General features: G+C 72.9%; 25 protein-coding genes, 1 pseudogene and 2 CRISPR repeat arrays (1 of these 28 cut by a window edge). Of the genes and pseudogenes, 7 read left to right on the top strand and 19 right to left on the bottom strand.

Going from position 1 to position 25,260, the window contains the following annotated elements:
• Window positions 1-773: a CRISPR direct-repeat array (repeat unit 29 nt; unit sequence GTTCTCCCCGCGCAGGCGGGGGTGGTCCG); it reaches 107 nt to the left of the window's first position.
• 225 nt (window positions 774-998) lie between these two features.
• Window positions 999-1,433: pseudogene (locus ACIQGZ_RS10425) on the top strand (LysR family transcriptional regulator substrate-binding protein); the annotation flags it as partial.
• 49 nt (window positions 1,434-1,482) lie between these two features.
• On the opposite strand, the gene ACIQGZ_RS10420 reads toward ACIQGZ_RS10425, so the two are convergent.
• Window positions 1,483-2,379 (bottom strand): tetratricopeptide repeat protein, encoded by an 897-nt coding sequence (locus tag ACIQGZ_RS10420; RefSeq protein WP_402600689.1) that lies wholly within the window; start codon window positions 2,377-2,379, stop codon window positions 1,483-1,485.
• 606 nt (window positions 2,380-2,985) lie between these two features.
• On the opposite strand from ACIQGZ_RS10420, the gene ACIQGZ_RS10415 reads away from it, so the two are divergent.
• The 4 genes from ACIQGZ_RS10415 to ACIQGZ_RS10400 all read left to right on the top strand — a co-directional run bounded on the left by ACIQGZ_RS10415 (window position 2,986) and on the right by ACIQGZ_RS10400 (window position 7,188).
• Complete coding sequence (locus ACIQGZ_RS10415) at window positions 2,986-5,148, top strand: B12-binding domain-containing radical SAM protein (RefSeq protein ID WP_402600688.1); 2,163 nt, start codon at window positions 2,986-2,988, stop codon at window positions 5,146-5,148.
• Between the two features lie 66 nt (window positions 5,149-5,214).
• Window positions 5,215-6,228 (top strand): aldo/keto reductase, encoded by a 1,014-nt coding sequence (locus ACIQGZ_RS10410; RefSeq protein WP_402600687.1) that lies wholly within the window; start codon window positions 5,215-5,217, stop codon window positions 6,226-6,228.
• A complete protein-coding gene (gene cyaB / locus ACIQGZ_RS10405; RefSeq protein ID WP_402600685.1) occupies window positions 6,225-6,791 on the top strand; it encodes a class IV adenylate cyclase in 567 nt (188 codons plus the stop codon). Before ACIQGZ_RS10410 ends, cyaB begins: the two co-directional genes overlap by 4 nt.
• 136 nt (window positions 6,792-6,927) lie before the next feature.
• Window positions 6,928-7,188 (top strand): hypothetical protein, encoded by a 261-nt coding sequence (locus ACIQGZ_RS10400; protein WP_402600683.1) that lies wholly within the window; start codon window positions 6,928-6,930, stop codon window positions 7,186-7,188.
• A 57-nt stretch (window positions 7,189-7,245) separates the two neighbouring features.
• Here ACIQGZ_RS10400 and ACIQGZ_RS10395 read toward each other — a convergent pair whose 3' ends face one another.
• The 10 genes from ACIQGZ_RS10395 to ACIQGZ_RS10350 form a co-directional block, all read right to left on the bottom strand.
• Window positions 7,246-7,518 (bottom strand): DUF397 domain-containing protein, encoded by a 273-nt coding sequence (locus tag ACIQGZ_RS10395; protein WP_402600682.1) that lies wholly within the window; start codon window positions 7,516-7,518, stop codon window positions 7,246-7,248.
• 76 nt (window positions 7,519-7,594) lie between these two features.
• On the bottom strand, window positions 7,595-7,864 hold the full coding sequence (locus tag ACIQGZ_RS10390; protein ID WP_402600680.1) for a DUF397 domain-containing protein: 270 nt from the start codon (window positions 7,862-7,864) through the stop codon (window positions 7,595-7,597).
• Window positions 7,865-7,940: 76 nt separating this feature from the next.
• Entirely contained in the window at window positions 7,941-8,270 is a 330-nt protein-coding gene (locus ACIQGZ_RS10385; RefSeq protein ID WP_402600679.1) for a DUF397 domain-containing protein, read from the bottom strand.
• Window positions 8,267-9,082 carry a Scr1 family TA system antitoxin-like transcriptional regulator gene (locus tag ACIQGZ_RS10380; RefSeq protein ID WP_402600678.1) on the bottom strand — a complete coding sequence of 272 codons (816 nt, stop codon included), beginning with the start codon at window positions 9,080-9,082 and terminating at the stop codon, window positions 8,267-8,269. The genes ACIQGZ_RS10385 and ACIQGZ_RS10380 overlap by 4 nt, the downstream gene beginning before the upstream one ends.
• Window positions 9,083-9,358: 276 nt before the next feature.
• Window positions 9,359-9,643 carry a BrxA/BrxB family bacilliredoxin gene (locus ACIQGZ_RS10375; RefSeq protein ID WP_402600758.1) on the bottom strand — a complete coding sequence of 95 codons (285 nt, stop codon included), beginning with the start codon at window positions 9,641-9,643 and terminating at the stop codon, window positions 9,359-9,361.
• Window positions 9,640-9,951, bottom strand: a complete 312-nt coding sequence (locus ACIQGZ_RS10370; protein WP_402600677.1) for an AzlD domain-containing protein — start codon at window positions 9,949-9,951, stop codon at window positions 9,640-9,642. Before ACIQGZ_RS10370 ends, ACIQGZ_RS10375 begins: the two co-directional genes overlap by 4 nt.
• Entirely contained in the window at window positions 9,948-10,679 is a 732-nt protein-coding gene (locus ACIQGZ_RS10365; RefSeq protein ID WP_402600676.1) for an AzlC family ABC transporter permease, read from the bottom strand. The genes ACIQGZ_RS10370 and ACIQGZ_RS10365 overlap by 4 nt, the downstream gene beginning before the upstream one ends.
• A gap of 173 nt (window positions 10,680-10,852) precedes the next feature.
• Window positions 10,853-11,593, bottom strand: coding sequence for a class I SAM-dependent methyltransferase (locus ACIQGZ_RS10360; protein WP_402600674.1), 741 nt, complete (start codon window positions 11,591-11,593; stop codon window positions 10,853-10,855).
• A 47-nt stretch (window positions 11,594-11,640) separates the two neighbouring features.
• Window positions 11,641-12,012, bottom strand: a complete 372-nt coding sequence (locus ACIQGZ_RS10355) for a hypothetical protein (protein ID WP_402600673.1) — start codon at window positions 12,010-12,012, stop codon at window positions 11,641-11,643.
• A 279-nt stretch (window positions 12,013-12,291) separates the two neighbouring features.
• On the bottom strand, window positions 12,292-12,504 hold the full coding sequence (locus tag ACIQGZ_RS10350) for a hypothetical protein (RefSeq protein WP_402600671.1): 213 nt from the start codon (window positions 12,502-12,504) through the stop codon (window positions 12,292-12,294).
• A 128-nt stretch (window positions 12,505-12,632) separates the two neighbouring features.
• On the opposite strand from ACIQGZ_RS10350, the gene ACIQGZ_RS10345 reads away from it, so the two are divergent.
• A complete protein-coding gene (locus tag ACIQGZ_RS10345) occupies window positions 12,633-12,758 on the top strand; it encodes a hypothetical protein (protein ID WP_402600670.1) in 126 nt (41 codons plus the stop codon).
• 50 nt (window positions 12,759-12,808) lie between these two features.
• Here the strand turns inward: ACIQGZ_RS10345 and ACIQGZ_RS10340 are convergent, their stop codons facing one another.
• From ACIQGZ_RS10340 to def, 4 genes are all read right to left on the bottom strand, one after another.
• Entirely contained in the window at window positions 12,809-14,050 is a 1,242-nt protein-coding gene (locus ACIQGZ_RS10340; RefSeq protein ID WP_402600669.1) for a PP2C family protein-serine/threonine phosphatase, read from the bottom strand.
• A gap of 356 nt (window positions 14,051-14,406) precedes the next feature.
• Complete coding sequence (locus tag ACIQGZ_RS10335; protein WP_402600667.1) at window positions 14,407-15,858, bottom strand: RsmB/NOP family class I SAM-dependent RNA methyltransferase; 1,452 nt, start codon at window positions 15,856-15,858, stop codon at window positions 14,407-14,409.
• A gap of 89 nt (window positions 15,859-15,947) precedes the next feature.
• Window positions 15,948-16,883, bottom strand: a complete 936-nt coding sequence (gene fmt, locus ACIQGZ_RS10330) for a methionyl-tRNA formyltransferase (RefSeq protein WP_402600665.1) — start codon at window positions 16,881-16,883, stop codon at window positions 15,948-15,950.
• A 92-nt stretch (window positions 16,884-16,975) separates the two neighbouring features.
• Window positions 16,976-17,521 (bottom strand): peptide deformylase, encoded by a 546-nt coding sequence (def, locus tag ACIQGZ_RS10325; RefSeq protein ID WP_402600664.1) that lies wholly within the window; start codon window positions 17,519-17,521, stop codon window positions 16,976-16,978.
• Between the two features lie 199 nt (window positions 17,522-17,720).
• Here def and ACIQGZ_RS10320 point away from each other — a divergent pair, with 199 nt between their 5' ends.
• Window positions 17,721-18,212, top strand: a complete 492-nt coding sequence (locus tag ACIQGZ_RS10320) for a hypothetical protein (RefSeq protein WP_402600662.1) — start codon at window positions 17,721-17,723, stop codon at window positions 18,210-18,212.
• Between the two features lie 259 nt (window positions 18,213-18,471).
• Here the strand turns inward: ACIQGZ_RS10320 and ACIQGZ_RS10315 are convergent, their stop codons facing one another.
• The 4 genes from ACIQGZ_RS10315 to rpoZ form a co-directional block, all read right to left on the bottom strand.
• Window positions 18,472-20,586 (bottom strand): primosomal protein N', encoded by a 2,115-nt coding sequence (locus tag ACIQGZ_RS10315; protein ID WP_402600660.1) that lies wholly within the window; start codon window positions 20,584-20,586, stop codon window positions 18,472-18,474.
• Between the two features lie 370 nt (window positions 20,587-20,956).
• Window positions 20,957-21,534: direct repeats of the CRISPR family, unit length 29 nt; unit sequence GTTCTCCCCGCGCAGGCGGGGGTGGTCCG.
• Window positions 21,535-21,722: 188 nt separating this feature from the next.
• Window positions 21,723-22,931, bottom strand: coding sequence for a methionine adenosyltransferase (metK, locus tag ACIQGZ_RS10310; RefSeq protein WP_402600659.1), 1,209 nt, complete (start codon window positions 22,929-22,931; stop codon window positions 21,723-21,725).
• A gap of 196 nt (window positions 22,932-23,127) precedes the next feature.
• Window positions 23,128-24,363, bottom strand: coding sequence for a bifunctional phosphopantothenoylcysteine decarboxylase/phosphopantothenate--cysteine ligase CoaBC (coaBC, locus tag ACIQGZ_RS10305; protein ID WP_402600658.1), 1,236 nt, complete (start codon window positions 24,361-24,363; stop codon window positions 23,128-23,130).
• A gap of 600 nt (window positions 24,364-24,963) precedes the next feature.
• Window positions 24,964-25,233, bottom strand: a complete 270-nt coding sequence (gene rpoZ, locus ACIQGZ_RS10300; protein WP_055591510.1) for a DNA-directed RNA polymerase subunit omega — start codon at window positions 25,231-25,233, stop codon at window positions 24,964-24,966.
• Window positions 25,234-25,260: the final 27 nt, after the last annotated feature.

Here is a 25,260-nt window from a genome sequence, read left to right as displayed (position 1 = left end):
GAACACGTCGTCGTCGTTCTCCCCGCGCAGGCGGGGGTGGTCCGATCAGTCCCCCCGGCCCGGCAAGGCCGGGGGTTCTCCCCGCGCAGGCGGGGGTGGTCCGCCTAAGGACAGCACCATGACGGGGCTGATACGGGTTCTCCCCGCGCAGGCGGGGGTGGTCCGGGGGGCCACAGGACCACGCGCATGCTGCGGGCGTTCTCCCCGCGCAGGCGGGGGTGGTCCGCCATCGCCTGTTCGTCGGTGCGCAGGAGCAGGGTTCTCCCCGCGCAGGCGGGGGTGGTCCGTGCAGTGCCGCTGTCCAGTACCGGCTTCCTGCGTTCTCCCCGCGCAGGCGGGGGTGGTCCGTCCGAGTACCCGGACGCGGTCAAGAAGGCAGTTCTCCCCGCGCAGGCGGGGGTGGTCCGACGATCATCAACATTCCGCAGGGATTCCAGACGTTCTCCCCGCGCAGGCGGGGGTGGTCCGTTGGAGGCGCTTCCGGCGTGCCCGGAAACCGCGTTCTCCCCGCGCAGGCGGGGGTGGTCCGACGGCGTAGAGCGCCACGTAGAGCGCGCGTGAGTTCTCCCCGCGCAGGCGGGGGTGGTCCGCGGAGGCCCCGATTGTCGGTGATCGACCCGGAGTTCTCCCCGCGCAGGCGGGGGTGGTCCGTATCCGTCACCCGGCGCCCGCGCGCTGCCGATGTTCTCCCCGCGCAGGCGGGGGTGGTCCGATGTAGACGTTGTCGGCTGCGCCCCGGGGGGCGTTCTCCCCGGGTGGGCGGGGGTGGGCCAGCTCTGGGGGGTGGCGGCGGGATGGCCGGGCTGCTGGCGTGCCCGCCGCTTCTCCGCGATCGCGTGGGCCTCCGCTACGTGCTGGGCCGGCGCCGACACGCCCGGCCGGTAGCGCCCGGTTCGTGCGCAGTGGGGCCACTGCGTGGGGCCGGAGGATCGACCGCCGGCCATGGCACGTCCAGGGGCCCCCGGGGGCGGTCGGGTGTACCGCACTGCGCTGATCTGACCGAGCTGCTGCGCGGGCGGCCGGTGGTCTGCATGCGCCCGGACAGCCCACTGGCCGCGCTGCGCACCGTCGGGGTGGCCGACCTGCTCGGTGAGCCGCTGATCGTGATGCGGGCCGGCTATGTCATGCACCGCTATCTGCACCGCCTGCTCGCGGGCCGCGCCCCGTACTTCTCGTACTCCACCGACGGCGCCGAGATGGGCAAACTGATGGTCGCGGAAGGGCTCGGCGCCACGGTGCTCCCCGACTACAGCGTGCTGGGCGACCCGCTGGAGCGGCTCGGCGCGATCACCCATCGACCGCTGGCCGACGACGACACCGAAGTCCTACTGGTCATCCAGCGCCGCCAGTCCGGCACCGCCCCGCACGCGGCCCGCGACCTGCACCAGATCTTCATCCAGCACGCCAAGTCCTACCGCCGCACCACCCCCTGACCCCCGGCCCCGGCCGGTCACAGCGTTGCTCGGGGTGGGTGTCGCTCAGCTAGAGATTCGAGGCCCGTTCGTTCAGGACGTCAACTTCGTTGACTCCGCGAAGTCGGCGGAGTCTGGCCTGCATGTCGTGGATGGCATCGGTGACCTTGACTGATTGGATGCCGTCCGCGTAGTCGAGGAATTCTCCCCATGTGTCGACGGCGGCCTCGTAGTCCTCCTGCCGGTACTGGACAGTGCCGAGGTCGGCCAAGACGATGGCTCGGCTCCGCCTGCGGTCGAGGCCGTGGATGTCGAGTGCGTGGTGGAGGTGATCCTGGGCGGCCTCGTAGTCGCCGAGGTGCGCGAGGATCATCCCGGAGTGATGGGCCCATCGGCCGATGCTGAAGTGGGACGCCCATGAGTCACCCGGGGCCGGTTCCGCCCGCTCGATGTGGGCTTGGGAGGCGGTGAGGAAGCGGGTCGCCGTCTTACGGTCGCCGTCCCGAGCGGCGGCATCGGCCAGGGTCGTTTCGTAGTAGGCGAGGGCCTTGGGGCTGTCGAGTTGCTTGGCCTGGTCGACGCATTCTTCGGCGATCTGGACGGCGGCCGCCCGGTAGCCGAGGTCGATGGCCTGGACCGCGAGCCCACGGAGAGCGGTAGCCGCCAGTTCGGCGTCGGCGGCCTCGGCGGCGAGCCGGAAGGAGTGGGCGTAGTACTTCTGCGCGAGACCTTGGTCCCCTTCGTCCTGGGCCATCCAACCGATCAGGTGGACGAGCTGGGAGGCGGCGGCGTACAGGTCCCGGCCGACGCTCTCAGTCCAGGAACCGTCCAGCCACGTCGCCACCCGGGTGGTGAGGTAATGGACTGCGGTCTCCCTGGCATGTCCTCCACCGATCTCGGCAGCGGCGTCGCCCAGCGACTTGACCATCGTCCGTACGGCGGCGACTTCGCCACGGCCCACCTTCACCGAGGCGCCTGCCTGAGGCGCGGGTCCGCCGGGTGACGCTGTCGAGATCCGGTAGCCCCAGGGCGGCGAGGGCGTATCCGCCTGACGCTGCCACGAACCTCCGGCGCTCCACGTCGTCACTCCTCCCTAGCTCCACCACTGACGCCACGGTATCCCCGGGATCGGTTGTGCTTGTGACTTCGGCGGATCTTTCCTGCGCGGGCACGAGTTGAAGACCCAGGACCCTGACGAGGTAGGGAAGCCAGTACTCCGGCTCGCGGTCGTCTCCTTTCTCCCACCGCCACACCGCATGCCGACCGGGACCGTCGCCGCCCCGACCTTCCTCATTGCCCAGCTCTCGGGCAAGGCGGGCCTTTGACCAGCCCTTCTTCTCACGTGCCTTGGTGATCATCTCTGCGATGGGCCGACCCTCCGACACCGCATCACTCCTCTGGACTACAGACAGGCATACAGCCGGCCTACGGCTGGCCACTCCCATGCTCTCCGCATCCGGCAGTTGACTGTAAGTCCCTTCGCAGCCTCCCCCGCCCCAGCCGTCCACGGCCGGGGCGACCCGTCACGCCCTCCTACTCGCGAATGGGCCAACCACAAGTCACGGAGGCACTGTTGAGCGCGCCCACCGAACAGGCCACGTCGTCGGAGGTCGAGCACCTGCGGCAGGCTCTGAGCCTCGCCGCCCCCGGTGCCCCGACCACTGCGGCGGACGGAGCCGGCCGGCTCCTGATCTCCCCGATCGAACTCAGGACGCATCTCGAACACCATCTTGCCGACCACGTCGGTCGCATCCGCGTCACCGGCACCCTGGACCGCCGGCTCGTCCTCATCGAGCGCCCCGACAACCGGTGGGTGGCCGCCGACCTCTCCGGCCGGCCGCATGAGACCCGGCACTGGCCGGAGTGGTCGACCGGCCACGTCGAGATCGAGGCCCCGGGGGACTGCGTCTCCCTGGCCGAGGTGGACGACCATGCCGCCTACCGGTTCACCCGGCCTGACCTGCTGCTGACCGCGCTCTACCACCCGGAGCACTTCCCGCTGCCGCGCTTCCCGCTCGGCATCAGCGACGTGGCCCGAGCCGCCCGGTCCACCCTGCTCGGCGAGGTCCGTCTCGCCGACATGCAACTCGGCGTGACACTGCCGGACCTCATCAAGGTGGTGACCGAGCAGACGCCGGACATCCTCGGCATCTCCGCTACTTTCGGGCAGCACGACCTGATGGTCAGCTTGCTCGATGCCGCCTACGGTCTCGCGTCACCGCCAGTCACGGTCGCCGGGGGAAGCCTCACCGCCCGCAATGAGGCTCTGCTGCTCAAGCAGTATCCGGACCTGCTGATCGCACGCGGCGCCGGCGAGCCGACCGTCAAGGACGTGCTCGCGTACTGGCACGGCGACATCCACCGCCATGACGTTCGGGGCATCGGCTTCAACGGGGCCGCACGCGGAGCCGGAACGCTGAGCATCGGCCGGCGCCGTACCGCGAAGCCGGTCGCCGGCTCGCAGGATGACATCCTCCCCGAACTGGACCTGCTGCCCGCCACCTTCGAGCACAAGGGCGTCGCACAGGCCGAGGGCTCGCGAGGCTGCACCAACTACTGCTCGTTCTGCCCGCGCGGTCACAAAGGGCAGTGGTTCGGAAGCCGTCCTGAGGCGTTTCCGTGGCTGCTGGAGCAGATGGGCCACGTCTTCGACCGCTACCCGCACATCTCCCGCACGCTCTACCTGGTGGACGAGGAGTTCATCGGCCGCACGAGCGACGCCGTACCCAGGGCGATCGACATGGCGGGCACCCTGCACGGGGCGGGCTTCACCTGGGAGACGAGCTGCCGCATCGATCAGGTCGTCCGCACCGACCAGGACCGGGACTGGCACCTGGAGCGCGCCCGCATGTGGCGGACGCTCCGGGAGCGCGGACTGCGTCGCTGCCTGTTCGGCGTCGAGTCCGGCGTGGACTCCGTCCTGGAGCGCTTCAACAAGGAGACGACGGGCGATCAGAACGCGCTGGCGATCCGCACGCTTTCCGCGCTCGGCGTGCCCACGCGCTTCACCTACATCAGCTTCGACCAGCTCATGACCTTCGAGGAGCTGAGGGCCACCTACGAGTACCAGGGCCGCACCGACCTCCTGCTGCGGCCTATGCCGGGCATTCCGGTCGAGGAGATCGTGGACGGCGTCCGGGACCCCGCCTGGGTTGCGCAGGCATCCTCCGGCCGGCCGTTCTACAGCGGCATCTCCTACCTGCTCGTCAGCATGGAGTGCCTGATCGGCGCGGCCTACACCCATCGTGCTCAGGCCGCCGGCCTGACCGGTGAGGTCCAGCCCGCCATGGGACGGGTGGACTCCCGCTTCGCTGACTGGCGCATCGGCGTCGCCAGTGAGTGGGCCCAGCTCTGGGTGGACCGCAACTTCGCCCTGGACTACACCTTCAAGTCCTTGGAGAAGATCCTCGACGGTGAACCCCGCAGCGCCGTCCGCAGCGCCCGTACGGTGCTCAAGCAGGCCGCCTACCAGGTCTTCGGGCGCTTGGTACGGGCGATCGAGACCACCCCTGAGAGCAACCGCAGCGGGGGCGCCACCGACCTGCTCGGCCGGCGTGTCGACGCCGTCCTCCGCGCCGAGTTCCATGACCTCCTCCGGGACTTGGGCCAGGTGGCCGAGAACGTCTGCCGGGTCCTCCCGCCCGATCACGCCAAGGTCCTGGACCACGAGTACAGCCGGTGGGCGAAGGCCACCGAGTGGCGGCCGATCAACGCATCCGACCCCTGCGGAACCTGAGAAGGGCACGATCATGGAACACCGGAACGTCCCCGGCCTTGGCCAGGTCTCGGTGATCGGCGCCGGATGCTGACCATCGGCGGCCCGGCCACCAACCGCGGAGTCCCCATCGGCTGGGCGGGCGTGGACGAGGAGGAGGCGTTCGCCGGCCTCGTCCACGCCCACGACCTCGGAGTGACGCTGTACGACACCGCCGACGTGTACGGTATGGGCCGTTCCGAGCGGCTGCTCGGCAGACTGCTCAAACAGGTCGATCGCCGCGCACTGACCATCGCCGGCAAGGTCGGCCACTTCGCCGGGACCGCGGCTCACCCGTATACGCGTCGGCAGATCCTGCGGCAATTCGAAACCACTCTCGACAACCTGGGCACCGACTACCTGGACGCCTACTTCCTCCACAGCTCCGACTTCGGCCCGGACGACCGGTACTTCGACGAGGCCGTCACCGCCCTGGAGGAGCTGCGGACCGAGGGAGCGATCAAGGCCATCGGCATACGAGCCCCGCACGCCTTCGCCAAGGAATGGGCGGAGGAGGCCGCGACCCCCGACGCGGGCGAGGCCGCCCGGTTCACGCGCGCCTTCGCCTGCGTCCGGCCGGACGTCCTGACCGTCCGCCACAACATCCTGAGCCCCCTCTACAGCGCCGAGGAGACCGACGTCTTCGCACTCGCCCGGAGCACCGGGGTCGGTATCCTCATCAAGCAGGCACTCGGGCAGGGGCTGCTGATCGGGGCCGGCAACCGGCTGTCGCCCGCCGCGTACCCCCACGGGGACCACCGCCGGAACGGCCCCGCACACTCGGGTCCGGCCCTGCGGGCCATCCACGAGGGCCTGGACCGGCTTCGTGAGCGCTTCGGATTCACCGACGCAGATCTCATCCGCGTCGCCTTGCGGTACGTCCTCCAGCACGCACCGGAGGCAGCGGTCCTGGTGGGGTTCCGTAACGCCACACAGATCGGCAGCGACATCACCTCTCTGGGTGAACCGCTCAGCATCGAGGACGTGAGCTACATCCGGTCCGTGATGACCTCAGTCCGGCAGTCCGTCGCCGAGACCAACCAGCGGGAGAAGCACGCATGAAGTTCATCGAGGTCGAGCAGAAGTTCCGACTCCTCAGCTCAGCCGACGACCTCAAGGCCGCCTTCGCGGAGCGCGGCGGCAAGGCCGGCGACCCGTCCCGCCAGATCGACGCGTACTACAACGCGCCGCACCGGGATTTCCTCGCCGGGGATGTGGTCTCCGAGTGGCTGCGGATCAGGACCGAGGACGGCGGCTCATCGCTCAACTTCAAGCGGTGGCACCCGCTGGACGCGAGGATCAAGACCCACTGCGACGAGTACGAGACCCCCGTCGAGGACGCCGAAGCCGTCCGCCGCGTCCTGGACGCGCTCGACTTCGCTCCTCTCACCACGGTGGACAAGGTCCGCGAGGAATGGATCATCGACGGGATCGCCGTCGCCTTCGACAGCGTGGCCGGCCTCGGGGACTTCATCGAGTTCGAGTTCAAGGGCGAGGCCGGGACCATCGAGGAGGCCACCGCGAGGATCGAGGAATTCATCGGGGGCCTGGATATCGAACTGGGAGACCGCATCCACGCCGGTTACCCCCACCTGGCCCTCGGCCTGGCCCCCGAACAGGGCTGACCCACCACGGTGAGCGGCGGCACCCCGGCCGGGGTGCCGCCGCTCACCGTTTCCGGTCGGCGTTGGGGGTTTGGTGGGGGTGGGGGTGGGAACTCGGGGGCGGTTGGTGGTGGGGGGAAGGAGTGAGGGAGGCGCGATGACGCAGGGTGCCCGTTTCATCCTGGTGCTGGAGGCCCAGCTCGCGGATGCCGAGGGGCACCCGGAGCATGGGGCCGCGCTGCGGACGGCCGTGGTGGAGGCGACCGGGGCGGAGGGGGTGAGCGGGTTTCCGAGGTATGAGGGGGATGGCGTGCAGGCGGAGATCGACCCGGAGACCCGTACCGTCGAGGCGGTGACGGTGGACGGGCATGAGTTGCCGTACGGGTGGGTGGCGCAGGTGGTCGACCGGGCGCCCTGAGCGGGGTGGACATGCGAGAGGCCGGGCGGGTGCCCGGCCTTCGCGGGGTGGGGCGGGTCAGACGGCGGCGGTGGCGGCGAACTCCAGGAAGGCGCCCCAGGCTTCGGGGCTGAAGGTGAGCTGCGGGCCCTGCTTGTCCTTGGAGTCCCGGACGTGGACGGTCTCCGGGCAGGCGGCCACCTCTACGCAGTCGCCGCCTTCACCGCCGCTGTAGGTGGACTTGTGCCAGGACAGCGCGACCTCGACACAGTCGCCGCCCTCGGCGCCGCTGTAGCTGGACTTGTACCAGGACAACTCGGCGGAGCCGGGCGCCAGTTCCTTGATGTTCATACCTCTCCCAGCATCTTCTCGGTGAAGAGCAGCGAGAGGCCGGGCGGGTGCCCGGCCTTCGCGGGGGTGGTGCGGGTCAGACGGTGGTGGCGGCGAACTCCAGGAAGGCGCCCCAGGCTTCGGGGCTGAAGGTGAGCTGCGGGCCCTGCTTGTCCTTGGAGTCCCGGACGTGGACGGTCTCGGGGCAGGCGGCCACCTCTACGCAGTCGCCGCCTTCAGGGCCACTGTGGGTGGACTTGTGCCAGGACAGCGCGACCTCGACACAGGCGCCGCCCGCACCGCCGCTGTAGCTGGACTTGTACCAGGACAACTCGGCGGAGCCGGGCGCCAGTTCCTTGATGTTCATACCTCTCCCAGCATCTTCTCGGTGAAGAGCAGCGAGAGGCCGGGCGGGTGCCCGGCCTTCGCGGGGGTGGTGCGGGTCAGACGGTGGTGGCGGCAAACTCCAGGAAGGCGCCCCAGGCTTCGGGGCTGAAGGTGAGCTGCGGGCCCTGCTTGTCCTTGGAGTCCCGGACGTGGACGGTCTCCGGGCAGGCGGCCACCTCTACGCAGTCGCCGCCTTCAGCGCCGCTGTGGGTGGACTTGTGCCAGGACAGCGCGACCTCGACACAGTCGCCGCCCGCACCGCCGCTGTAGCTGGACTTGCGCCAGGACAGCGCGACCTCGACACAGGCGCCGCCCTCGGCGCCGCTGTAGCTGGACTTGTACCAGGACAACTCGGCGGAGCCGGGCGCCAGTTCCTTGATGTTCATACCTCTCCCAGCAACTTCTCGATGAAGAGCAGCGACTCCCGGGGCGGGAGGGCCTGAGCCCGGATGATCCCGTAGCGGGTGGCCATGGCGCGGACCTCCTCCAGGTCGGTGATCAGCGTACTGCGGCCCTGGCCTTCCAGATATGCCACCTGCTGACGCCCTTTCGGCGTCAACAGCTTGAACGGGCCGTCGATTCCGGCGTTGTCCTCGCGGTCGGTCGGCATCACCTGGATCTCGACATTGCGCAGTTGGCCGACGTCCAGCAGGTGCTGAAGCTGCTTGCGGTGCTCCTCCCGGCCGCCGTACGGATGGCGCAGCGCCGCCTCCTCCAGGACGAAGCCGAAGATGGCGGCAGGCTTGCGGTGCAGGATCTCGGCGCGGGCCATCCGGGCGGCCAGCCGCTGCTCGATGGTCTCCTCGTCCAGCACCGGGCGCCCCATGCCGAAGATCGCCCGTGCGTATGCCTCGGTCTGGAGCAGGCCATTGATGACCATGTTGTCGTAGGCCAGGACCTCGGCGGCCTCGCCCTCCAGCACGGCGTAGTCGCGGAAGAAGGCCGGGAACCGGGCCTCGGAGATCGGCTTCTTCATCTCGATCAGCAGGCCACCGGCCCGCAGCGCGGCATCCGCACTGTCGATGAAGTCCGGCTGGGCCACCCGCCGCCCCTGCTCGATCGAGGCGATGGTGTCCTCGGAGTAGCCCAGTTTCCTGCTCAGTTCCAGTTGGGTCAGGCCCTCCCGCTCGCGGAGGATCTTCACCTGTCGGCCGAAGCTCTTGAGGATGCTCTTTCCCGAGTCGTCCGATGCTCTCATGCCCACTCCTCGTCACCTCCTGACGTTCCGCCTGCGTTAACGGAGCCCACTGCCCCACCGTCACGGCGGAGAGCCGGTACGGCGACAGACCGCTCCCGTACCGCCACCGTACGTACTCGCCGGCGCGCCGCTCAGGCTACTTCCGGCCGCCACCCGGAACGCCAAGAAGTCCGGAAATTACCTCTACCGATACCTCCCCTGCGCACACGCGTTCGGCGGTGACCCGGAGTGGCGGCACCTGATCGCCCGTGCGGTCCGGTCAGCCGACGGTCGGGGTCAGCCGCCCAACTCGTCGAACGCGGCGGCGTGGAGGTCAGCGGCCACCTGCTGGGCGTCACGTCCCTCGATGCGGTGGCGCGGGGTGAAGCGGACGAGGTCGCCGTCCTTGAACATGGCGAACGACGGCTCGGACGGCGGGATGTCCGCGATGTGCCGGCGGAACCGCGCGGTCGCCTCCAGATCCTGATCGGCGAAGACGGTCAGCAGCCTGTCGGGCCGCTTGGCGGGTGCCGGCGCGCTGCGGCACGATGGCTGAGCAGTGTGTGACTGACGGTACGTCAGTGGGTGAGCCAGTAGCGCAGTCCGGCGGTGGCGGCGACGCCCAGCAGGACGGCTGCCAGCATCGGCGCGCGCAGGGCGCGGGCCGTACCGGCGACGCCGACGCCGGTGAGCTGCTGCCAGTCCAGGTCCTTCCAATGGGCGCCGCCCAGGTCGGTGACGATCAGCCCGGCGAGCAGCACCGGGGCGATCAGGCTGGTGACCCTGGCGGCCACCGGCGGCAGCCGCCGATCGCCCAGGGTGAGCGGGCCGACCGCCTTGAGCAGCCAGTTCGCGGCCGAGACGGCCAGCATCGAGAGCCAGATCCTCATGCCGTGCCCTCCTGTGCGGCCCTGGCCGGGAGCGCGCCGATCAGCGCGGCGGCGGTGGCGGCCAGCAGCGCGCTGCCCGGGTCGACGACGAACAGCAGCCCGGCGGCGACCCCGGCCCCCAGCAGCGCTGCGGCCACCGCCCGGCCGGAGCGGCGTACCTCGTCCATGGCGAGGACCAGGAAGAACGCCGGGAAGGCGACATCCAACCCCAGGTCGTGCATCAGCTCGGGCGAGGGCGCCAGCAGCCGGCCCGCCGCCGAACCCGCGACCCAGCACACCCACTGCGGGACGCTGCACCCCACCATGCGCGGGATGTCGAAGCGGCCGCCGCCCCGGTGCGCGGTGACGAATGACGCGTCCACCAGCGCCTGTACCTGGAGCGCCCGCCACAGCCGGGAGCCGCGCAGGCTGCCGGTCAGGGCGACACCCATCACCAGGTAGCGCACATTGATCAGTGCGGCGGCGGCGACGGCCGCCGGGGCGGCTCCGCCGGACAGCGCGGCCAGCAGGGTGAACTGCGCGGAGGCGGAGAAGGCCAACGCGGAGAAGAGCAGCGTGGCGGTGGGGTCCCAGCCGTGGGTGGCGGCGGCGGCGCCGTAGGTCAGTGCCAGGACGAAGGTCGCGGCGCCCGGCGAGACGCCGAGCCGCATCCCCTGGACGAACGACGAGCGGGACCCCTCGGGGGCGGTGGGCGCGGCGGGTGCGGCGCGCTGCGGTGTGCTGGCCATCCCCCGATGCTGGCCGCTGCCGGTGATCGAAGCGACCGTCTGGTGTGCCGAATTCCGCTGGATTCCGGTCAGGTTCGCGGTGTGTGCGGTGGTGGACCGCCTGCCCGGCGGGCGGCCGGGCAGGGGTCGGGCGTCAGGGGTCGGGCGTTGGGCGTCGGGGTCGGGGTCGGGCGTCAGGCGAGGACCAGCAGGTCCATCCAGCTGGTGGCGGGCTGGGAGGGCATGATCGCGGCGGAGGCGGTGAGCCGGTCCATGCCCCGGGCGAACTCCTCGTCGGTGAGACCGCGCAGCTTGGAGTCGGCGTCCCGGCGAATCTTCGCGGCGAATTCCTCCAGGTTGGCCGCGCTCTCCTGCGGCACCGAATGCAGCGCGACCCGGTGGAATCCGGCGGTGGCGAATGCGGCGCAGGTCTGCTCGACGCTCGGATAGGTGGCGATGGCGTGCGCGGTCTCCGGGAAGTAGCGCACCCGCAGATCGCGGTCGCAGCGGCCGGGGAAGATATTGCGGATGAGTACCGGCGCTCGGGGCTTGAGCGCCCGGCGCAGTTCCCGGGCGGCGGCGGCCAGATCGGGTAGGTGGTGCAGCACCGAGCCGAGCCAGGCCGCGTCCGCGCTGGAGTCCGGCACCGGGAGCGCGTCGGCGTACCCGTCCAGCACCTCGATCTCCGGGACGCTCGGGATCATGGCACGCATGGCCTCGGCGGGCTCGACCGCGACCACCCGGACGCCGAACCAGTCGTGGAACGCGGCGGCGAACGCGCCCGTCCCGGCGCCGACGTCCAGCACCGTCATCCCCGGAGCGAGGGCCGCTTCGGCGGCGATGGCCTCACGCCAGGCCGCGAGCCCGGCGCGCGGGATCTCCCGGGCGACCCGGTAGTCCTCGGCGACCTGACTGTCATAAGAGATCTCGCCCATACGCCCTCCAGATTCCGGCTGTGCAGAATCGCGAGTGTAGCGGGGAGTCAATTCACCGGCAGCAGATCGGCGTTCACCAGAATGTCCGGCAACTGCGGTTCAACTTGGCCGAATACCGCGTAGAACAGCCATCCGCGCGGCGGTACCAGCGTGCTGGCGGCCGGCGGCAGGATTCCCGGCCGGCCGTCGACCGCGAGCTGCTTCTCCTCGGCCAGCGCATTGACCAGCCGTTCGAAGAAGTCGTCGTGCCGCACCCGTACAAAGGCCATCCGCAGCGGCGCCCCCAGCGTCAGCGCGATCAGCCCCGGCGGCACCCGGGCGTTGACCTCCAGCACCGGCACCAGGTCGCCCGAAGTGGTCAGCATCGAGTCGACGCTCAGCGGTCCGAAGTAGCCCTGGGCGGCGACGGTCGCCGCCACCGCCTCGGCGGTCCGCCGGTAGTCCGCCCGGTCGAGCCGCCGCAGCACTCCTCGGACGGCGGCGCGGAGCCCCGGAAGGAGTGGCCCTCGTTCACCAGCTGCCGGACGCCGAGCCAGCTCACCTCGCCGGAGGGGGCGATGGTCAGATGCGCGGCGAAGTCGGCGGCCCGCTCGTACAGCGGCCGGACCGAAGCCCGAGCTGCTGCACGACCGCCCGGCGCTGCTCGCCGCCGCCGAGCGGGCGGGCGCCCGGGACCTGGTCGAGGGCTGCCCGGCGGGCTACGCCGACACGCTGACGCTGATCCGCGAGGAGCTGCCGCGCACCCGGGCCTCGCTGGAGGCGGTGCTGCAACTGGGCGGCCTGGCGTTGCAGATGTCGCTCACCACCGTGCTGCTGGGCCTGCTCGACCCGTGGCTGCTGCTGCTCCCGCTGGCCGGGCTGGTCCCGGTGGCGGTCGGCAACCGGGCGCAGCGGCTGGTCGAGCGGGCCAAGGAGGAGACCGCTGGACTCCACGGCGGAGCACGCCCTGTTCGAGCGGTTCGCGGACCTCGCGGCCGAGGCGCGCGGCGACACCGGGGCGATCACCCTGCTGGTCTCGCACCGGTTCTCGACCGTGCGGATGTCCGACCTGATCGTGGTGCTGGAGCAGGGACGCGTCTCCGAACTGGGCAGCCACGCCGACCTGGCGGCGGGGGACGGCCTGTACGCCGAGCTGTACGACCTCCGGGCGCGGGTCTACAACTGACCCGGACGATCCCGGCGGTGCGGCCGCCATGGGGACGCCCGGACGGCTGCTCAGTCCAGGGTGGCGAGATGGTCGGCCGCACCGCCACGCCACTCGATCATGAAGAGGGTGGCGTCGTCGCTGGTGGTTCCGCCGCGTTGCTGCTTCAAGGTGTGCGAGAGGGAGCGCACCACCGCGCGCACGCCCTGCTCGGCGCACTCGATGCGGTTGACCCAGTCGATGAGCTGCTGCTCACCGAACTGCTCACCGCCGGTCCGGTGCTCCTCGATCAGGCCGTCGGTGAAGCAGAGCACCCGGTCCCCGCGCTCCAGCTGCTGCTGGCTGATCCGGGGCTCCTCACCGCCGAACCCCACCGGCAGGGTGGTCGGGCTGACCAGCTGTTGGACGACCCGGTGGCCGCGGATCAGCAGCGGCGCCGGATGCCCGGCGTTCACCCACTGGAGAACGCCGGTCGCGGTGTTCAGCCGCATCATCTGCGCGGTGACGAAGTGGTCCGGGCCGAACTGCTCCGCGATGGCCCGGTCCATGAAGGCGTAGATCTCGGACAGGTCGATCCCGGCCCGCCGGGCGTGCCGGTAGGCGCCGACGGCGACGACGGCCATCGTGGCGGCGTCCAGGCCGTGGCCCATCGCGTCCAGCGTGGCCAGGTGCAGGATGTCGTCGTTCAGCGCGTAGTCGAAGCTGTCGCCCGCCACCTCGTAGGCGGGCTCCAGGATGCCGGCCACCTCGACCTGCGGCACCGACATCGCCAGCGGCGGCAGCAGCGACCACTGGATCTCCGCCGCCACGCTCATCGGCTCGCTGCGCCGGGCCAGGAAGAACTGGTCGGTGTAGCTGTGCTTGGTGACCAGCATGTCCGCGACCAGGCCGGCGAGCCTGCGCAGCAGCCGCCGATCGTGGTCGTCGACGGTGTCCAGGGTGAGCACCATGACGCCCACCTGGTCGCTGCCGTCCAGCAGCGGCAGGTACATCCGGACACCGTCGTCCTGCCGGACCTCGACCGGGGTCGCGCTCAGGAAGGCCGTACCGGCGTGCGAGTCACCGATCGGCTGCGCCTTCCCCACCGCCAGCCGCCGACCGGGCAGCGGCACCAGCATCAGCTGCCCGTAGTCCTGGAGCAGGATCGACACCTCACGGCCGCCGACCCGGGCCACCTCCTCCGCGACCAGCGGGGCGATCAGCTGCGGCGGCATCTCATGGGCCCGGTCCAGCAGCACCCCGAGCAGCCGCTCCCCGAACCCCTCCGACCGGTCGACCGGCCGCTTGCCGGAGCCCCGCCCGCCTTGCACCACATCAGCCTCATTCCGCACGGCCCCGCAGGGCGACTGGCCGGGCGGCGGCGGTACGGGGAGGAGCGGGCCGGTCCACCCCGGCCCCGGTGCGACCGCGGCCGACCCATACAGCCTCACCCGGCCGACCGGCCCCCGGCGCCCATTGCGCCGACGGCGGCGTGTCACCGGCGTCCGTACCGGCGGGGGGCCGGGGCAGGCGGTGCGGCGCAGCAGGGCGACTGGCCGGGCGGCGGCGGTACGGGGAGGAGCGGGCCGGTCCACCCCGGCCCCGGTGCGACCGCGACCGACCCATACAGCCTCACCCGGCCGACCGGCCCCCGGCGTGTCACCGGCGTCCGTACCGGCCGGGGGCCGGGTCAGGCGGCGCGGCGCAGCAGGGCGAGGTACATGGCGTCGGTGCCGTGCAGGTGTGGCCAGAGCTGCACGTCCGGGCCGTCACCGAGCCCGGGGAGGGCCGGCAGCAGCGGGCGGGCGTCGACCCACGCCACATCGGGGTGGTCGCGCAGCACGTCGTCCACCACGGCGCGGGTCTCGGCCAGGTGCGGGGAGCAGGTGGCGTACCCGACGACACCGCCGGGGCGGACCGCGTCCAGCGCCGAGCGCAGCAGGTCGCGCTGGAGCGGGCCGAACGCCTGGAGGTCGTCGGGGCGGCGGCGCCAGCGGGCCTCCGGGCGGCGGCGCAGCGCGCCCAGGCCGGAGCAGGGCACGTCCACCAGGACCCGGTCGAAGGAGCCGGGCCGCCAGGCGGGGCGGGTGCCGTCCGCGGTGATCACTGTGTATGGGCCGGGGTTGCCGTCCAGCGCGCGGGCGACCAGCCGGGCCCGGTGCGGCTGCCGCTCGGCGGCGACCAGGGCCGCGCCGCGCTGCGCGGCCAGGGCGGCGAGCAGGGCCGCCTTGCCGCCGGGGCCCGCGCAGCCATCCAGCCAGAGCCGGTCCGGGCCGTCCAGCGGGGCGGCGGCCAGCGCGGCGGCCACCAGCTGGCTGCCCTCGTCCTGGACGCCGGCCCGGTTCTCCCGGACGGCCTCCACGGTGCCGGGGTCGCCGCCCTCGGCCAGCCGGACCGCGTACGGCGACCAGCGGCCGGGCTCGGCCGCGTCGTCGGGCAGCGAGTCGCGCAGCTCGGCGGCGGTGGAGCGGCCCGGCCGGGCGACCAGAGTGACCTCTGGGCGGTCGTTGTCGGCGGCGAGCAGTTCCTCGATGCCGCTGCGTCCGGCGTGCTCCGGCTGCCAGCGGCCCAGCGAGTCCCACAGCGCGGAGACCACCCAGCGGGGGTGGGAGTGGACCACGGCGAGGTGGTCCTCCGGGTCGTCGTCGTACGGCGGGGCGACCTGGTCCAGCCAGGCGTCCAGCTCGCGGGCGGCGATCTTGCGCAGGACGGCGTTGACGAACTTCGCGCGGCCGTCGCCCAGCACCCCGCGCGCCAGCTCCACCGTCGCGGAGACGGCGGCGTGCGGCGGGATGCGGGTGCCGAGCAGCTGGTGGGCGCCGAGGGTCAGCACATCCAGCACCGGCGGGTCGACCTCGCGCAACGGGCGGTCCACGCAGGCGGCGATGACGGCGTCATAGGTGCCCTGGCGGCGCAGGGCCCCGTACACCAGCTCGGTGGCCAGCGCGGCGTCCCGGCGGTCCAGGCCGCTCTTGCGCTCGGCCTCGCGCAGCAGGCCGGGCAGCACCAGGTTGGCGTAGGCGTCGCGCTCGTCGACGGCGCGCAGCGCCTCGAAGGCGACCATGCGGGCCGGGTCCTTCTTGGGGCGGCGGTACGGGCGCGGGGCGCGGCGGCCACGGGGGGCGGGGGGAGGGGTGGTCATGCGGGGCCTCGCCGGAAGGTGCGTATCGGATCAGGGGTGGTGCTGGTGGGGCTGGTGGCTCTGGGTGGGGCGGGGGTCGGGGGTCGGGGTCAGCCGCCGAGGGTCTCGCCGGGCTCGATGCGTACGCCGCGTGCCCAGTCGCCCGCCGCCATCCGCTTCTTGCCCTGCGGCTGGACGTCGCCCAGCTCGATCTCATGGCTGCCGGTGCCGACCCGGACGCCGCTCTTGGCGGCGGCCAGCTCGCCGGGGGCCAGCTCGGCGCGGTCGGTGAGCAGCCGGACCGGACCGGCGAGCTTCAGGCGCTCGCCACGGAAGGTGGTCCAGGCGCCGGGGGCGGGCGCGCAGCCGCGCACCACCCGGTCGACCCTCAGGGCGGGGGTGGTCCAGTCGATCCGGGCGTCCTCGACGGTGATCTTGGGGGCGAGGGTGATGCCGTCGGCGGGCTGCGGGACGGCGTGCAGGGTGCCGTCCTCGATGCCGTCCATGGTGGCGGCCAGCAGGTGGGCGCCCGCGTGGGCCAGCCGCTCCAGCAGCTCGCCGCTGGTGTCGGTGGGGCGGACCTCCTCGGTGAGCACCCCGAAGACCGGGCCGGAGTCCAACCCCTCCTCGATCAGGAAGGTGGAGGCGCCGGTGACCTGGTCGCCGGCCAGTACGGCGTGCTGCACGGGAGCGGCGCCGCGCCAGGCGGGCAGCAGCGAGAAGTGCAGGTTGACCCAGCCGACCCGGGGGATGTCCAGCGCCGCCCGGGGCAGCAGCGCGCCGTACGCGACCACCGGGCAGCAGTCCGGGGCGAGAGCGGCCAGCCGCTCCAGGAAGTCCGGGTCGCGCGGGCGGGCCGGCTTCAGCACCTCGATGCCCGCCGCCTCGGCGCGCTGCGCCGCCGGGCTCGCCACCAGGCGGCGGCCGCGCCCGGCGGGGGCGTCGGGGCGGGTGACGACCGCGACCACCTGGTGCCGGTCGGAGGCGAGCAGCGCCTCCAGCGCGGGGACGGCGACCTCGGGGGTGCCGGCGAAGACGAGCCTCATGCGGTGGGTGGGCCTTCCTGCGGGGGCGGGTGAGCTGATTGCCTACGGGTGGCTTGCTGGTGCGCGGCCTGCTGCGGGGCGGCCTGCTGCGGTCAGCGGGCGCTGCCGAAGGTGCTGTGCGGGGAGATCTTCACCTGGGGGGCGGGAGCACCGGACCAGTCGGCCTCGCGGATGGCGCGCAGCGCGGCCTTGCGCTGCTCGCGGTCCAGCCGGTCGATGAAGATGATGCCGTCCAGGTGGTCGGTCTCGTGCTGGATGCAGCGGGCCAGCAGCTGCGTCCCCTCGATGGTCACCGGGTCGCCGTGCATGTTGAAGCCACGGGCGACCACACCGTGCGCCCGGCGGGTGTCGAACCGCAGACCCGGCAGCGACAGGCAGCCCTCCGGGCCCTCCTGCTCCTCCTCGCTGAGCGACAGGTCGGGGTTGACCAGATGGCCCAGCTCGCCGTCCACGATGTACGTGAACACCCGCAGCGAGATGCCGAGTTGCGGCGCGGCTAGGCCGGAACCGGGCGCGTCCAGCATGGTGTCGGTCAGATCCTTGACCAGGGTGCGCAGTTCCTTGTCGAAGGTGGTCACCGGCTGGGCCTGGGTACGCAGCACCGGATCACCGAAGATGCGGATCGGCTGTATCGCCACGGAACAGGCTCCCGTCGGGTCGAGGAGGGACGACGTACCAGTCTACGGGGCCCGGCCAGGCCCGCTGAGCCGGACGCCGCCGATCCCGAATCGGCTGAAAGCGTGACCCCCGGCGCTGGTCGGGCGTTGGTCAAGGCGAGATTGACCGGGGCCGCAGGGTCCCGCTCACCCCCTGCCGTCCTGGAGAGGCTCCGGTTCTATGGCCGACCACACGACGCACGACGCCCGAGCGCGGGCCAGCCTGCATCTGCTCGTACGCGACATCGAAAGGGTGCGTCGGCAGGTTGACGCACTGCGCACCCTCACCGCCCAGCTGGGCAACGTCTACCGGCCGCGCCGGCCGAGCACCTCGGCCGGGTTCGTGGTCTACGGGCGGGCTCCGGCGCCGACCGTGCGGCTCGCCCAAGAGCTGCGGGACAGCGTGGAGTCGCTGGTCGCGGCGGCGGTGGAGTTCGACCGCTCGCTCGGGTTCTCCTGGGACTCGGTGGGGTCGGCGCTTGGCGTCACCAAGCAGGCCGTGCACCGCCGCTACGGCATGCGGCGCCCGGCGGGGGCGGTCCCCGCGCAGCCCCAGCCCGCCGACACGTCCGCCCCGCCGACCATCCCGGTCGCCCGCCAACCCCAAACCCCCCCGGCGCGCCCCGGGCACCCCCAGGGCCGCGAACAACCCACCACCCCCGCAACGAGCTGACCCCACGGCACCGCCGAACACCCCCGGAATCCCGGCCGAACAACACGGCCACGGACACCCCCAGGGGCGCGAGGAACTGCGCGAACAACCACCACCGCCGTAGCAGGTTGATCGCACGGCACCACGAACCCACCGTGGGCGGCTGGTCGCACAGTGCCTCGCGCCCCTGGGGGGGCGTGCCCGGCTGGGCACGGTTGGCGGTGCGGGGGCGGGGCGGCTGGGCACGCAGTTCCTCGCGTCCCTGCCCAGGAGGGTGGGTTCAGCCGATGTCGGGGGGGTCGATGCGGATGCGGACCGGGTCGGGCTGCTTGCGGGCGAGACGGGCCGCCTGGGCCGCCTTGAGGGCGGTGGCGAGGGCCGCACCCTGGCCGGACGGCACCCGGACCAGCGCCCGCTGGAGCGGTTCGCCGCCCGCCTCCGGGGGCCCCGGCACCGGGACCGGGCCCAGAATGTCCGCGCCGTCCGGCAGCCGGGTGAGGGCGAGCAGGTCCGCGACGGCGGCCGGGGTGCCGGTGACGGCGGCCATCCGGGAGATGGGCGGGAAGCCCAGCTGGGCCCGCTCGGCCAGCTCGGTGGCCGCATGCCCCGCCGGGTCCCAGCGGACCAGGGCCTGGACCGGCCGCAGCGTCGGCTCCGCGACCACCACCACCGTGCCGCCGTCCGGGTGCGGCCGGACCAGCGCGGCGGCGCCCAGCCAGCGGCGCAGCGCCTCCTCCCCCGCCCGCAGGTCGGGCCGGTTCAGCAGGGCCCAGCCGTCCAGCAGCAGCGCTGCCGCGTACCCGCCGCCCGCCGCGACCGGCTCCGCGCCGGGGGTGGCGACGACCAGGGCGGGTTCGGCGGGGACGGTGGCCAGCACCGCGTCCCGGCCGGAGGTGCGCACCGGGACGGCGGGGAAGGCGCGGCCCAGCTCGTCGGCGGTGCGCCGGGCCCCCACGACCTGGGCCCGCAACCGGTGGGAGCCGCACTCGGGACAGTGCCAGTCGGCCTCCGGACGGCCGCACCACACGCAGTGCAGCAGCCCGTCGCCGCCCCGGGCCTCCAGCGGCCCGGCGCACTGGGTGCAGCGGGCCTGCTCCCGGCAGCGGGCGCAGGCCAGACGCGGTACATAGCCTCGGCGCGGCACCTGGACCAGCACCGGCCCCCGGGCCAGCGCCTCCCGGGCGGTACGCCAGGCGAGGGTGGGCAGCCGGGCGGCGCGGGCCGCCTCGTCCCCGGCCAGGTCGCGGTCCCCCACGGTGCGGACCAGCGGCGCGGCGCGGCGCAGCCCGTCCCGGTCGGGGACCAGCGGCCGGGCCCACCCGGTGCTGACCAGCTGAGCGGCCTCGACGGTCACCGCGAAGCCGCCCAGCAGCACGCCCGCGCCCTCCTCGGCGGCGCGCAGCAGGGCGACGTCCCGGGCGTGCGGGTGGGGGGCGTGCAGGTCGCTGTGGCTGCCGTCGCCGTCGTCCCAGACCACCAGCAGCCCCAGGTCGCGTACGGGGGCGAACATGGTGGCCCTGGTCCCGGCGACGGCCCGGACCGAGCCCCGGCTGACGGTGAGCCAGCGGCGGTACCGCTCCTCCTGGCCCAGCTCGGCGGTGAGCGCGGTGTGGTGGCCGGGGCCGAGCACGGCGGTGAGGGCGGCGTCGACCCGGGCGGTGGCGCGACCGTCGGGCAGCACGACCAGGGCGCCCCGACCGGAGGCCAGGGTGGCGGCGACGGCGCGGGCGATCTCCTCGGGCCAGCCGGGACCGGGCAGGGCCGTCCACACCGCGCGGGGGGCGGCGCCGGCCGCGAGGGCCTGGAGGAAGCCGCCGCCCTGCGGGTAGCGGGCCCAGCCGCCGGGCTCGGGGGCGGCCGGGGCGGGCAGCGGCGGCGGTGAGGGGTCGGCCTCGGCGCGGGCGTGCCGGGGCGGGACGGCGAGGCTGAGCACATCGGGGAGGGTGCCCGCGTACCGGTCCGCGACGGCGCGGCAGAGCCGCAGCAGCGCGGGGGTGAGGACCGGCTCCGGGGAGAGCACCAGGGAGAGCGGTGCGAGCGGGCCGGCGTAGTCGGAGGCGGCCAGCCGCTCGACCACGTACCCGTCGACCAGCCCGCCACCGGTGCGCCGCCCGTCGACCACCCGGGCGCCGAACCGCACCCGCACCCGTACACCCGGCTGGGCGGTGTCGGCCATCGCGGCGGGCACCGCGTAGTCGTAGTACTGGTCGAGGTGGGCGAGGCCCTTGTCGACCAGCACCCGGGCCACCGGCAGCTCGTCGGCCAGCGGTCGCGGCCCGCGCGCCCGGGGCCGCGCCCGGCGGACCGTCTCCCGGATCAGGGCAAGCTGCTCCGGCGGCCCGGCCCCGTCGGGCGCGGGCCCCTCGGCGGGCTGCTGTGGATCGGTGCTGCTCATCGCTCCCAGTGGTACCAGACGGCACCGACACCCGGCCCACCGCCGCCGGATACGTTCCCCCCGCACGGGCTGCCCCGGCAGCGTTGCGGGCCCCGTACGGCGTGCGCTCCCCCCGGGGTTGGGCGGTGGGCCGGCACGGCTGTGGACGTCGGCCGAGCCGTCGGAGCGGAAGGATCAGGGACTCACCCCGGTCCTGGGGCCTATCCCGCGACCTGGTATCGACACGCTCGGCCTCCTCCTGCGCGTGCCCATACAAGCGTGCTCGGGCTCCGCCTACTCCACCGCATACCTCTGACATCATGGTCGGACGATGAGGAGCCACCTGGGTCAAGAAACGGCAAACCTCCTCTGAAGCCGCAGGTCACGAAGAGTTCTCCCCGCGCAGGCGGGGGTGGTCCGAGAAATTCCCGCTGGTCGGCGCCTTGTAGTCGGTTCTCCCCGCGCAGGCGGGGGTGGTCCGTACCAGTGGTCCACCTGAGGCGGCACATCCGCGTTCTCCCCGCGCAGGCGGGGGTGGTCCGGGCACTTCTCCCGGGCGAAGGACATGGCGTCGGTTCTCCCCGCGCAGGCGGGGGTGGTCCGGAGGCGCGGCAGCTCGCGGACCGGCTCGGGCTGTTCTCCCCGCGCAGGCGGGGGTGGTCCGTCGGCGCAGCGGGACTTGGAGGGGGAGCTGCGGTTCTCCCCGCGCAGGCGGGGGTGGTCCGGTTCGGACAGATCGCGGCGTAGGCGGCGGCCAGTTCTCCCCGCGCAGGCGGGGGTGGTCCGTACCAGTGGTCCACCTGAGGTGGCGCGTCCTGGTTCTCCCCGCGCAGGCGGGGGTGGTCCGCCCCGGCCACCGCACCCGATGAGGACTCCCGGGTTCTCCCCGCGCAGGCGGGGGTGGTCCGTCCCCCTCCTCGGGATGGCTGGCCCGGTGACGGTTCTCCCCGCGCAGGCGGGGGTGGTCCGGTCGCCTCGCAGGGTGCCCGCGAGGAGGGCGCGTGGTCCGTACCTGATCGTCGGGCAGATGTCCTACGTCGGGTTCTCCCCGCGCAGGCGGGGGTAGCCCCCGGGCGGGCTGGGGCACCGTACGTCGACGGCGGCCCGCACTGGAGGGTGGGGCCGCCGTCGGCGTACGGGGAGGGTTGCGGGGTGGGTCAGACCTCGACGGCCTTGCGCAGTTCCTCGACGCGGTCGGTGCGCTCCCAGGTGAAGTCCGGCAGGTCGCGGCCGAAGTGGCCGTACGCGGCGGTCTGGGCGTAGATCGGGCGCAGCAGGTCCAGGTCGCGGATGATGGCGGCCGGGCGGAGGTCGAAGACCTCGGTGACGGCGCTCTGGATCTTGGCGACCGGGGCGGTCTCGGTGCCGAAGGTCTCCACGAAGAGGCCGACCGGCTCGGCCTTGCCGATGGCGTAGGCGACCTGGACCTCGGCGCGGCGGGCGAGCCCGGCGGCGACGATGTTCTTGGCGACCCAGCGCATGGCGTACGCGGCGGAGCGGTCGACCTTGGACGGGTCCTTGCCGGAGAAGGCACCGCCGCCGTGGCGGGCCATGCCGCCGTACGTGTCGATGATGATCTTGCGGCCGGTGAGCCCGGCGTCGCCCATCGGGCCGCCGATCTCGAAGCGGCCGGTGGGGTTGACCAGCAGCCGGTAGCCCTCGGTGGAGAGCGCGATGCCGTCCTCCGCCAGCCGGGCCAGCTCGGGCTCGACCACGAACTCGCGGATGTCGGGGGCGAGCAGCGAGTCGAGGTCGATGTCGGAGGCGTGCTGCGAGGAGACCACCACGGTGTCCAGCCGGACCGGCTGGTCGCCGTCGTACTCGATGGTGACCTGGGTCTTGCCGTCCGGGCGCAGGTAGGGGATGGTGCCGTTCTTGCGGACCTCGGACAGGCGGCGGGCCAGCCGGTGCGCCAGGGTGATCGGCAGCGGCATCAGCTCGGGCGTGTCGTCGCACGCGTAGCCGAACATCAGGCCCTGGTCGCCGGCGCCCTGCCGGTCCAGCTCGTCCTCGTCGCCCTCGACCCGGGTCTCGTACGCGCTGTCCACGCCCTGGGCGATGTCCGGCGACTGGGCGCCGATGGACACCGACACGCCGCAGGAGGCGCCGTCGAAGCCCTTCTTGGACGAGTCGTAGCCGATCTCCAGGATCTTGTCCCGGACCAGCGCGGCGATCGGCGCGTATGCCTTGGTCGTCACCTCGCCGGCCACATGCACCTGGCCGGTGGTGATCAGCGTCTCCACGGCGACCCGCGAGGTGGGGTCGTCCTTGAGGAGCGCGTCGAGGATGGTGTCGCTGATCTGGTCAGCGATCTTGTCGGGGTGTCCCTCGGTCACGGACTCCGAGGTGAACAGGCGGCGAGACACAGCGCTCCCTGGGGTTGCAGCGGCTGCTGACTGAACGCCCCCGGCGGGCGAGGGCGTCCGGAAAGACTTCTGGGGCGAGTCTAACGGTCATGACCTGGGAAAGGACACGTAGTCTCGCCAAGTGGATGGGCCGAGCAGGTGACGTCGCGGGCGCGGGACGGGCGGCGGCAGGTGGCCGAAAAGGCGTCCCGGCAGGTCAGGTGAGGCGAGCCAGCACCAAGTCCCAGACCGTCTCCGCGAGGGCTTCCTTCGGGCCGTACGGGACCGGCGTGTCGCTGCCGTCGGCGCCGAGGATCACCGCCTCGTTGGTGTCGCCGCCGAAGACCTTCTGCTCCCCCACCTCGTTGACCACCAGCAGATCGCAGCCCTTGCGGGCGAGCTTGGCCCGGCCGTTGGCGAGTACGTCGTCGGTCTCGGCGGCGAAGCCGACCACCAGTTGGCCGGGCTTGGCGCGGTGGGCGGCCAGCTCCGCCAGGATGTCGGGGTTGCGCACCAGCGCGACCGGCGCCGGCTGCTGCCCCTCCACCTTCTTGATCTTCCCGGTGGCGTACTCGGCCGGACGGAAGTCGGCCACCGCCGCCGCCATCACCACCGCGTCCGCGTCGGCGGCGGCCCGCAGGGCGGCCTCCCGCAGCTGCTCGGCGGTGCCGACCCGGACGACGTCCACCCCGGCGGGGTCGGGCAGCTCGGTGTTGGCGGCCAACAGGGTGACCTTGGCGCCCCGGGCGGCGGCGGTGGCGGCCAGGGCGTAGCCCTGCTTGCCGGAGGAGCGGTTGCCGAGGAAGCGGACCGGGTCGAGCGGCTCGCGGGTGCCGCCGGCCGAGACCACCACCCGGCGGCCGGCCAGGTCGGCGGCGGTGGCCAGGTCGCCACGGGCCAGCACCCGGCGGCAGACGTCGAAGATCGCACCGGGGTCGGGCAGCCGGCCCTTGCCGGTGTCGGCGCCGGTCAGCCGGCCGAAGGCGGGCTCGATCACGACGGCGCCCCGGCGGCGGAGGGTGGCCACGTTCTCCCGGGTGGCGGGGTGCTCCCACATCTCGGTGTGCATGGCGGGGGCGAAGACCACCGGACAGCGGGCGGTCAGCAGGGTGTTGGTGAGCAGGTCGTCGGCCAGGCCGTGGGCGGCCCTGGCGAGCAGGTCGGCCGTGGCGGGCGCGACCACCACCAGGTCGGCCTGCTGGCCGATCCGCACATGCGGGACCTGGTGGACGCCCTCCCACACCTCGGTGGCCACCGGGCGGCCGGACAGGGCGGCCCAGGTGGGCTCGCCGACGAAGCGGAGGGCGGCGGCGGTGGGGACCACGGTCACCTGGTGGCCGGACTCGGTGAGGCGGCGGAGCAGTTCGCACGCCTTGTAGGCGGCGATCCCGCCGGTGACGCCGAGCACGACACGGGGTGGTTCCGTCTGCTCCGCCTGGGGGCGCCCGTCCATGGTGCTCAGCTCCCGCCGCTGCTGGGGGTCCTGGTGGTCTGGCCACACTTTACGGGGTACGGCGGCGGGCTCGGCCGGGGGCTTCAGGGGCGCGGGGAACCCACCACCTTCGTAGAGCGACCACGGCTTCCCGTGCCTCGGGGGGTGCAGGGTGCTCTGCTGGGAACGTGCGCTCGTCGTGGGTGGTTGTTCGCGCAGTTCCCCGCGCCCCTGGGGTGGGCGGGGGGTCGCTCTGCTGGGAGCGCGCACGCCCGGGGTGGTTGTTCGCGCAGTTCCTCGCGCCCCTGGGGAGGTGGGGGGTCGCTCCACTGGGAGCGCGCACCCCCCGGGGGGTGGTTGTTCGCGCAGTTCCCCGCGCCCCTGGGGTGGGTGGGGGTCGCTCTCCTGGGAACGTGCGCTCGTCGTGGGTGGTTGTTCGCGCAGTTCCTCGCGCCCCTGGGGTGGGCGGGGGGTCGCTCTCCTGAGAGCGTGCACCCCGGGGGGTGGTTGTTCGCGCAGTTCCCCGCGCCCCTGGGGGCGCTCCGTTGCGTGAACGGAAACGCCGCGGGCGCCGGTTGGTTCCGGCGGCCCGCGGCGTTTGGGTGTGCGTGGGGGCGGCCCCTACTGGGCGGCCTCGATGGCCTCGGCGGTGAGCATGCCGGCGTTGATCTCACGCAGCGCGATCGACAGCGGCTTCTCGTGCACGTGGGTGTCGACCAGCGGCCCGACGTACTCCAGCAGGCCCTCGCCGAGCTGGGAGTAGTAGGCGTTGATCTGCCGCGCACGCTTCGCCGCGTAGATCACCAGGCTGTACTTCGAGTCCGTGGCCTCGAGCAGCTCGTCGATCGGCGGGTTGATGATGCCCTCGGGCGCGGTCATGGAAGAGGACACGCGAAAACCTTCCGAAAGGGTAGAGAG

This window comes from Streptomyces sp. NPDC092296 (assembly GCF_044755465.1).
GTDB lineage: Bacteria > Actinomycetota > Actinomycetes > Streptomycetales > Streptomycetaceae > Peterkaempfera.
This window is presented reverse-complemented; position numbering and strand designations above follow the sequence as displayed.

Bases quoted from the DNA above. Each gene is read 5' to 3' on its own strand.
- coaBC (WP_402600658.1), bottom strand. From the start codon at position 24,363: ATGGACGGGCGCCCCCAGGCGGAGCAGACGGAACCACCCCGTGTCGTG.
- ACIQGZ_RS10410 (WP_402600687.1), top strand. From the start codon at position 5,215: ATGCTGACCATCGGCGGCCCGGCCACCAACCGCGGAGTCCCCATCGGC.
- ACIQGZ_RS10345 (WP_402600670.1), top strand. From the start codon at position 12,633: ATGTCCGACCTGATCGTGGTGCTGGAGCAGGGACGCGTCTCCGAACTG.
- cyaB (WP_402600685.1), top strand. From the start codon at position 6,225: ATGAAGTTCATCGAGGTCGAGCAGAAGTTCCGACTCCTCAGCTCAGCC.
- ACIQGZ_RS10370 (WP_402600677.1), bottom strand. From the start codon at position 9,951: ATGAGGATCTGGCTCTCGATGCTGGCCGTCTCGGCCGCGAACTGGCTG.
- ACIQGZ_RS10335 (WP_402600667.1), bottom strand. From the start codon at position 15,858: ATGACCACCCCTCCCCCCGCCCCCCGTGGCCGCCGCGCCCCGCGCCCG.
- ACIQGZ_RS10390 (WP_402600680.1), bottom strand. From the start codon at position 7,864: ATGAACATCAAGGAACTGGCGCCCGGCTCCGCCGAGTTGTCCTGGTAC.
- ACIQGZ_RS10385 (WP_402600679.1), bottom strand. From the start codon at position 8,270: ATGAACATCAAGGAACTGGCGCCCGGCTCCGCCGAGTTGTCCTGGTAC.
- ACIQGZ_RS10360 (WP_402600674.1), bottom strand. From the start codon at position 11,593: ATGGGCGAGATCTCTTATGACAGTCAGGTCGCCGAGGACTACCGGGTC.
- ACIQGZ_RS10380 (WP_402600678.1), bottom strand. From the start codon at position 9,082: ATGAGAGCATCGGACGACTCGGGAAAGAGCATCCTCAAGAGCTTCGGC.
- ACIQGZ_RS10315 (WP_402600660.1), bottom strand. From the start codon at position 20,586: ATGAGCAGCACCGATCCACAGCAGCCCGCCGAGGGGCCCGCGCCCGAC.
- ACIQGZ_RS10320 (WP_402600662.1), top strand. From the start codon at position 17,721: ATGGCCGACCACACGACGCACGACGCCCGAGCGCGGGCCAGCCTGCAT.
- ACIQGZ_RS10395 (WP_402600682.1), bottom strand. From the start codon at position 7,518: ATGAACATCAAGGAACTGGCGCCCGGCTCCGCCGAGTTGTCCTGGTAC.
- ACIQGZ_RS10365 (WP_402600676.1), bottom strand. From the start codon at position 10,679: ATGGCCAGCACACCGCAGCGCGCCGCACCCGCCGCGCCCACCGCCCCC.
- fmt (WP_402600665.1), bottom strand. From the start codon at position 16,883: ATGAGGCTCGTCTTCGCCGGCACCCCCGAGGTCGCCGTCCCCGCGCTG.
- ACIQGZ_RS10400 (WP_402600683.1), top strand. From the start codon at position 6,928: ATGACGCAGGGTGCCCGTTTCATCCTGGTGCTGGAGGCCCAGCTCGCG.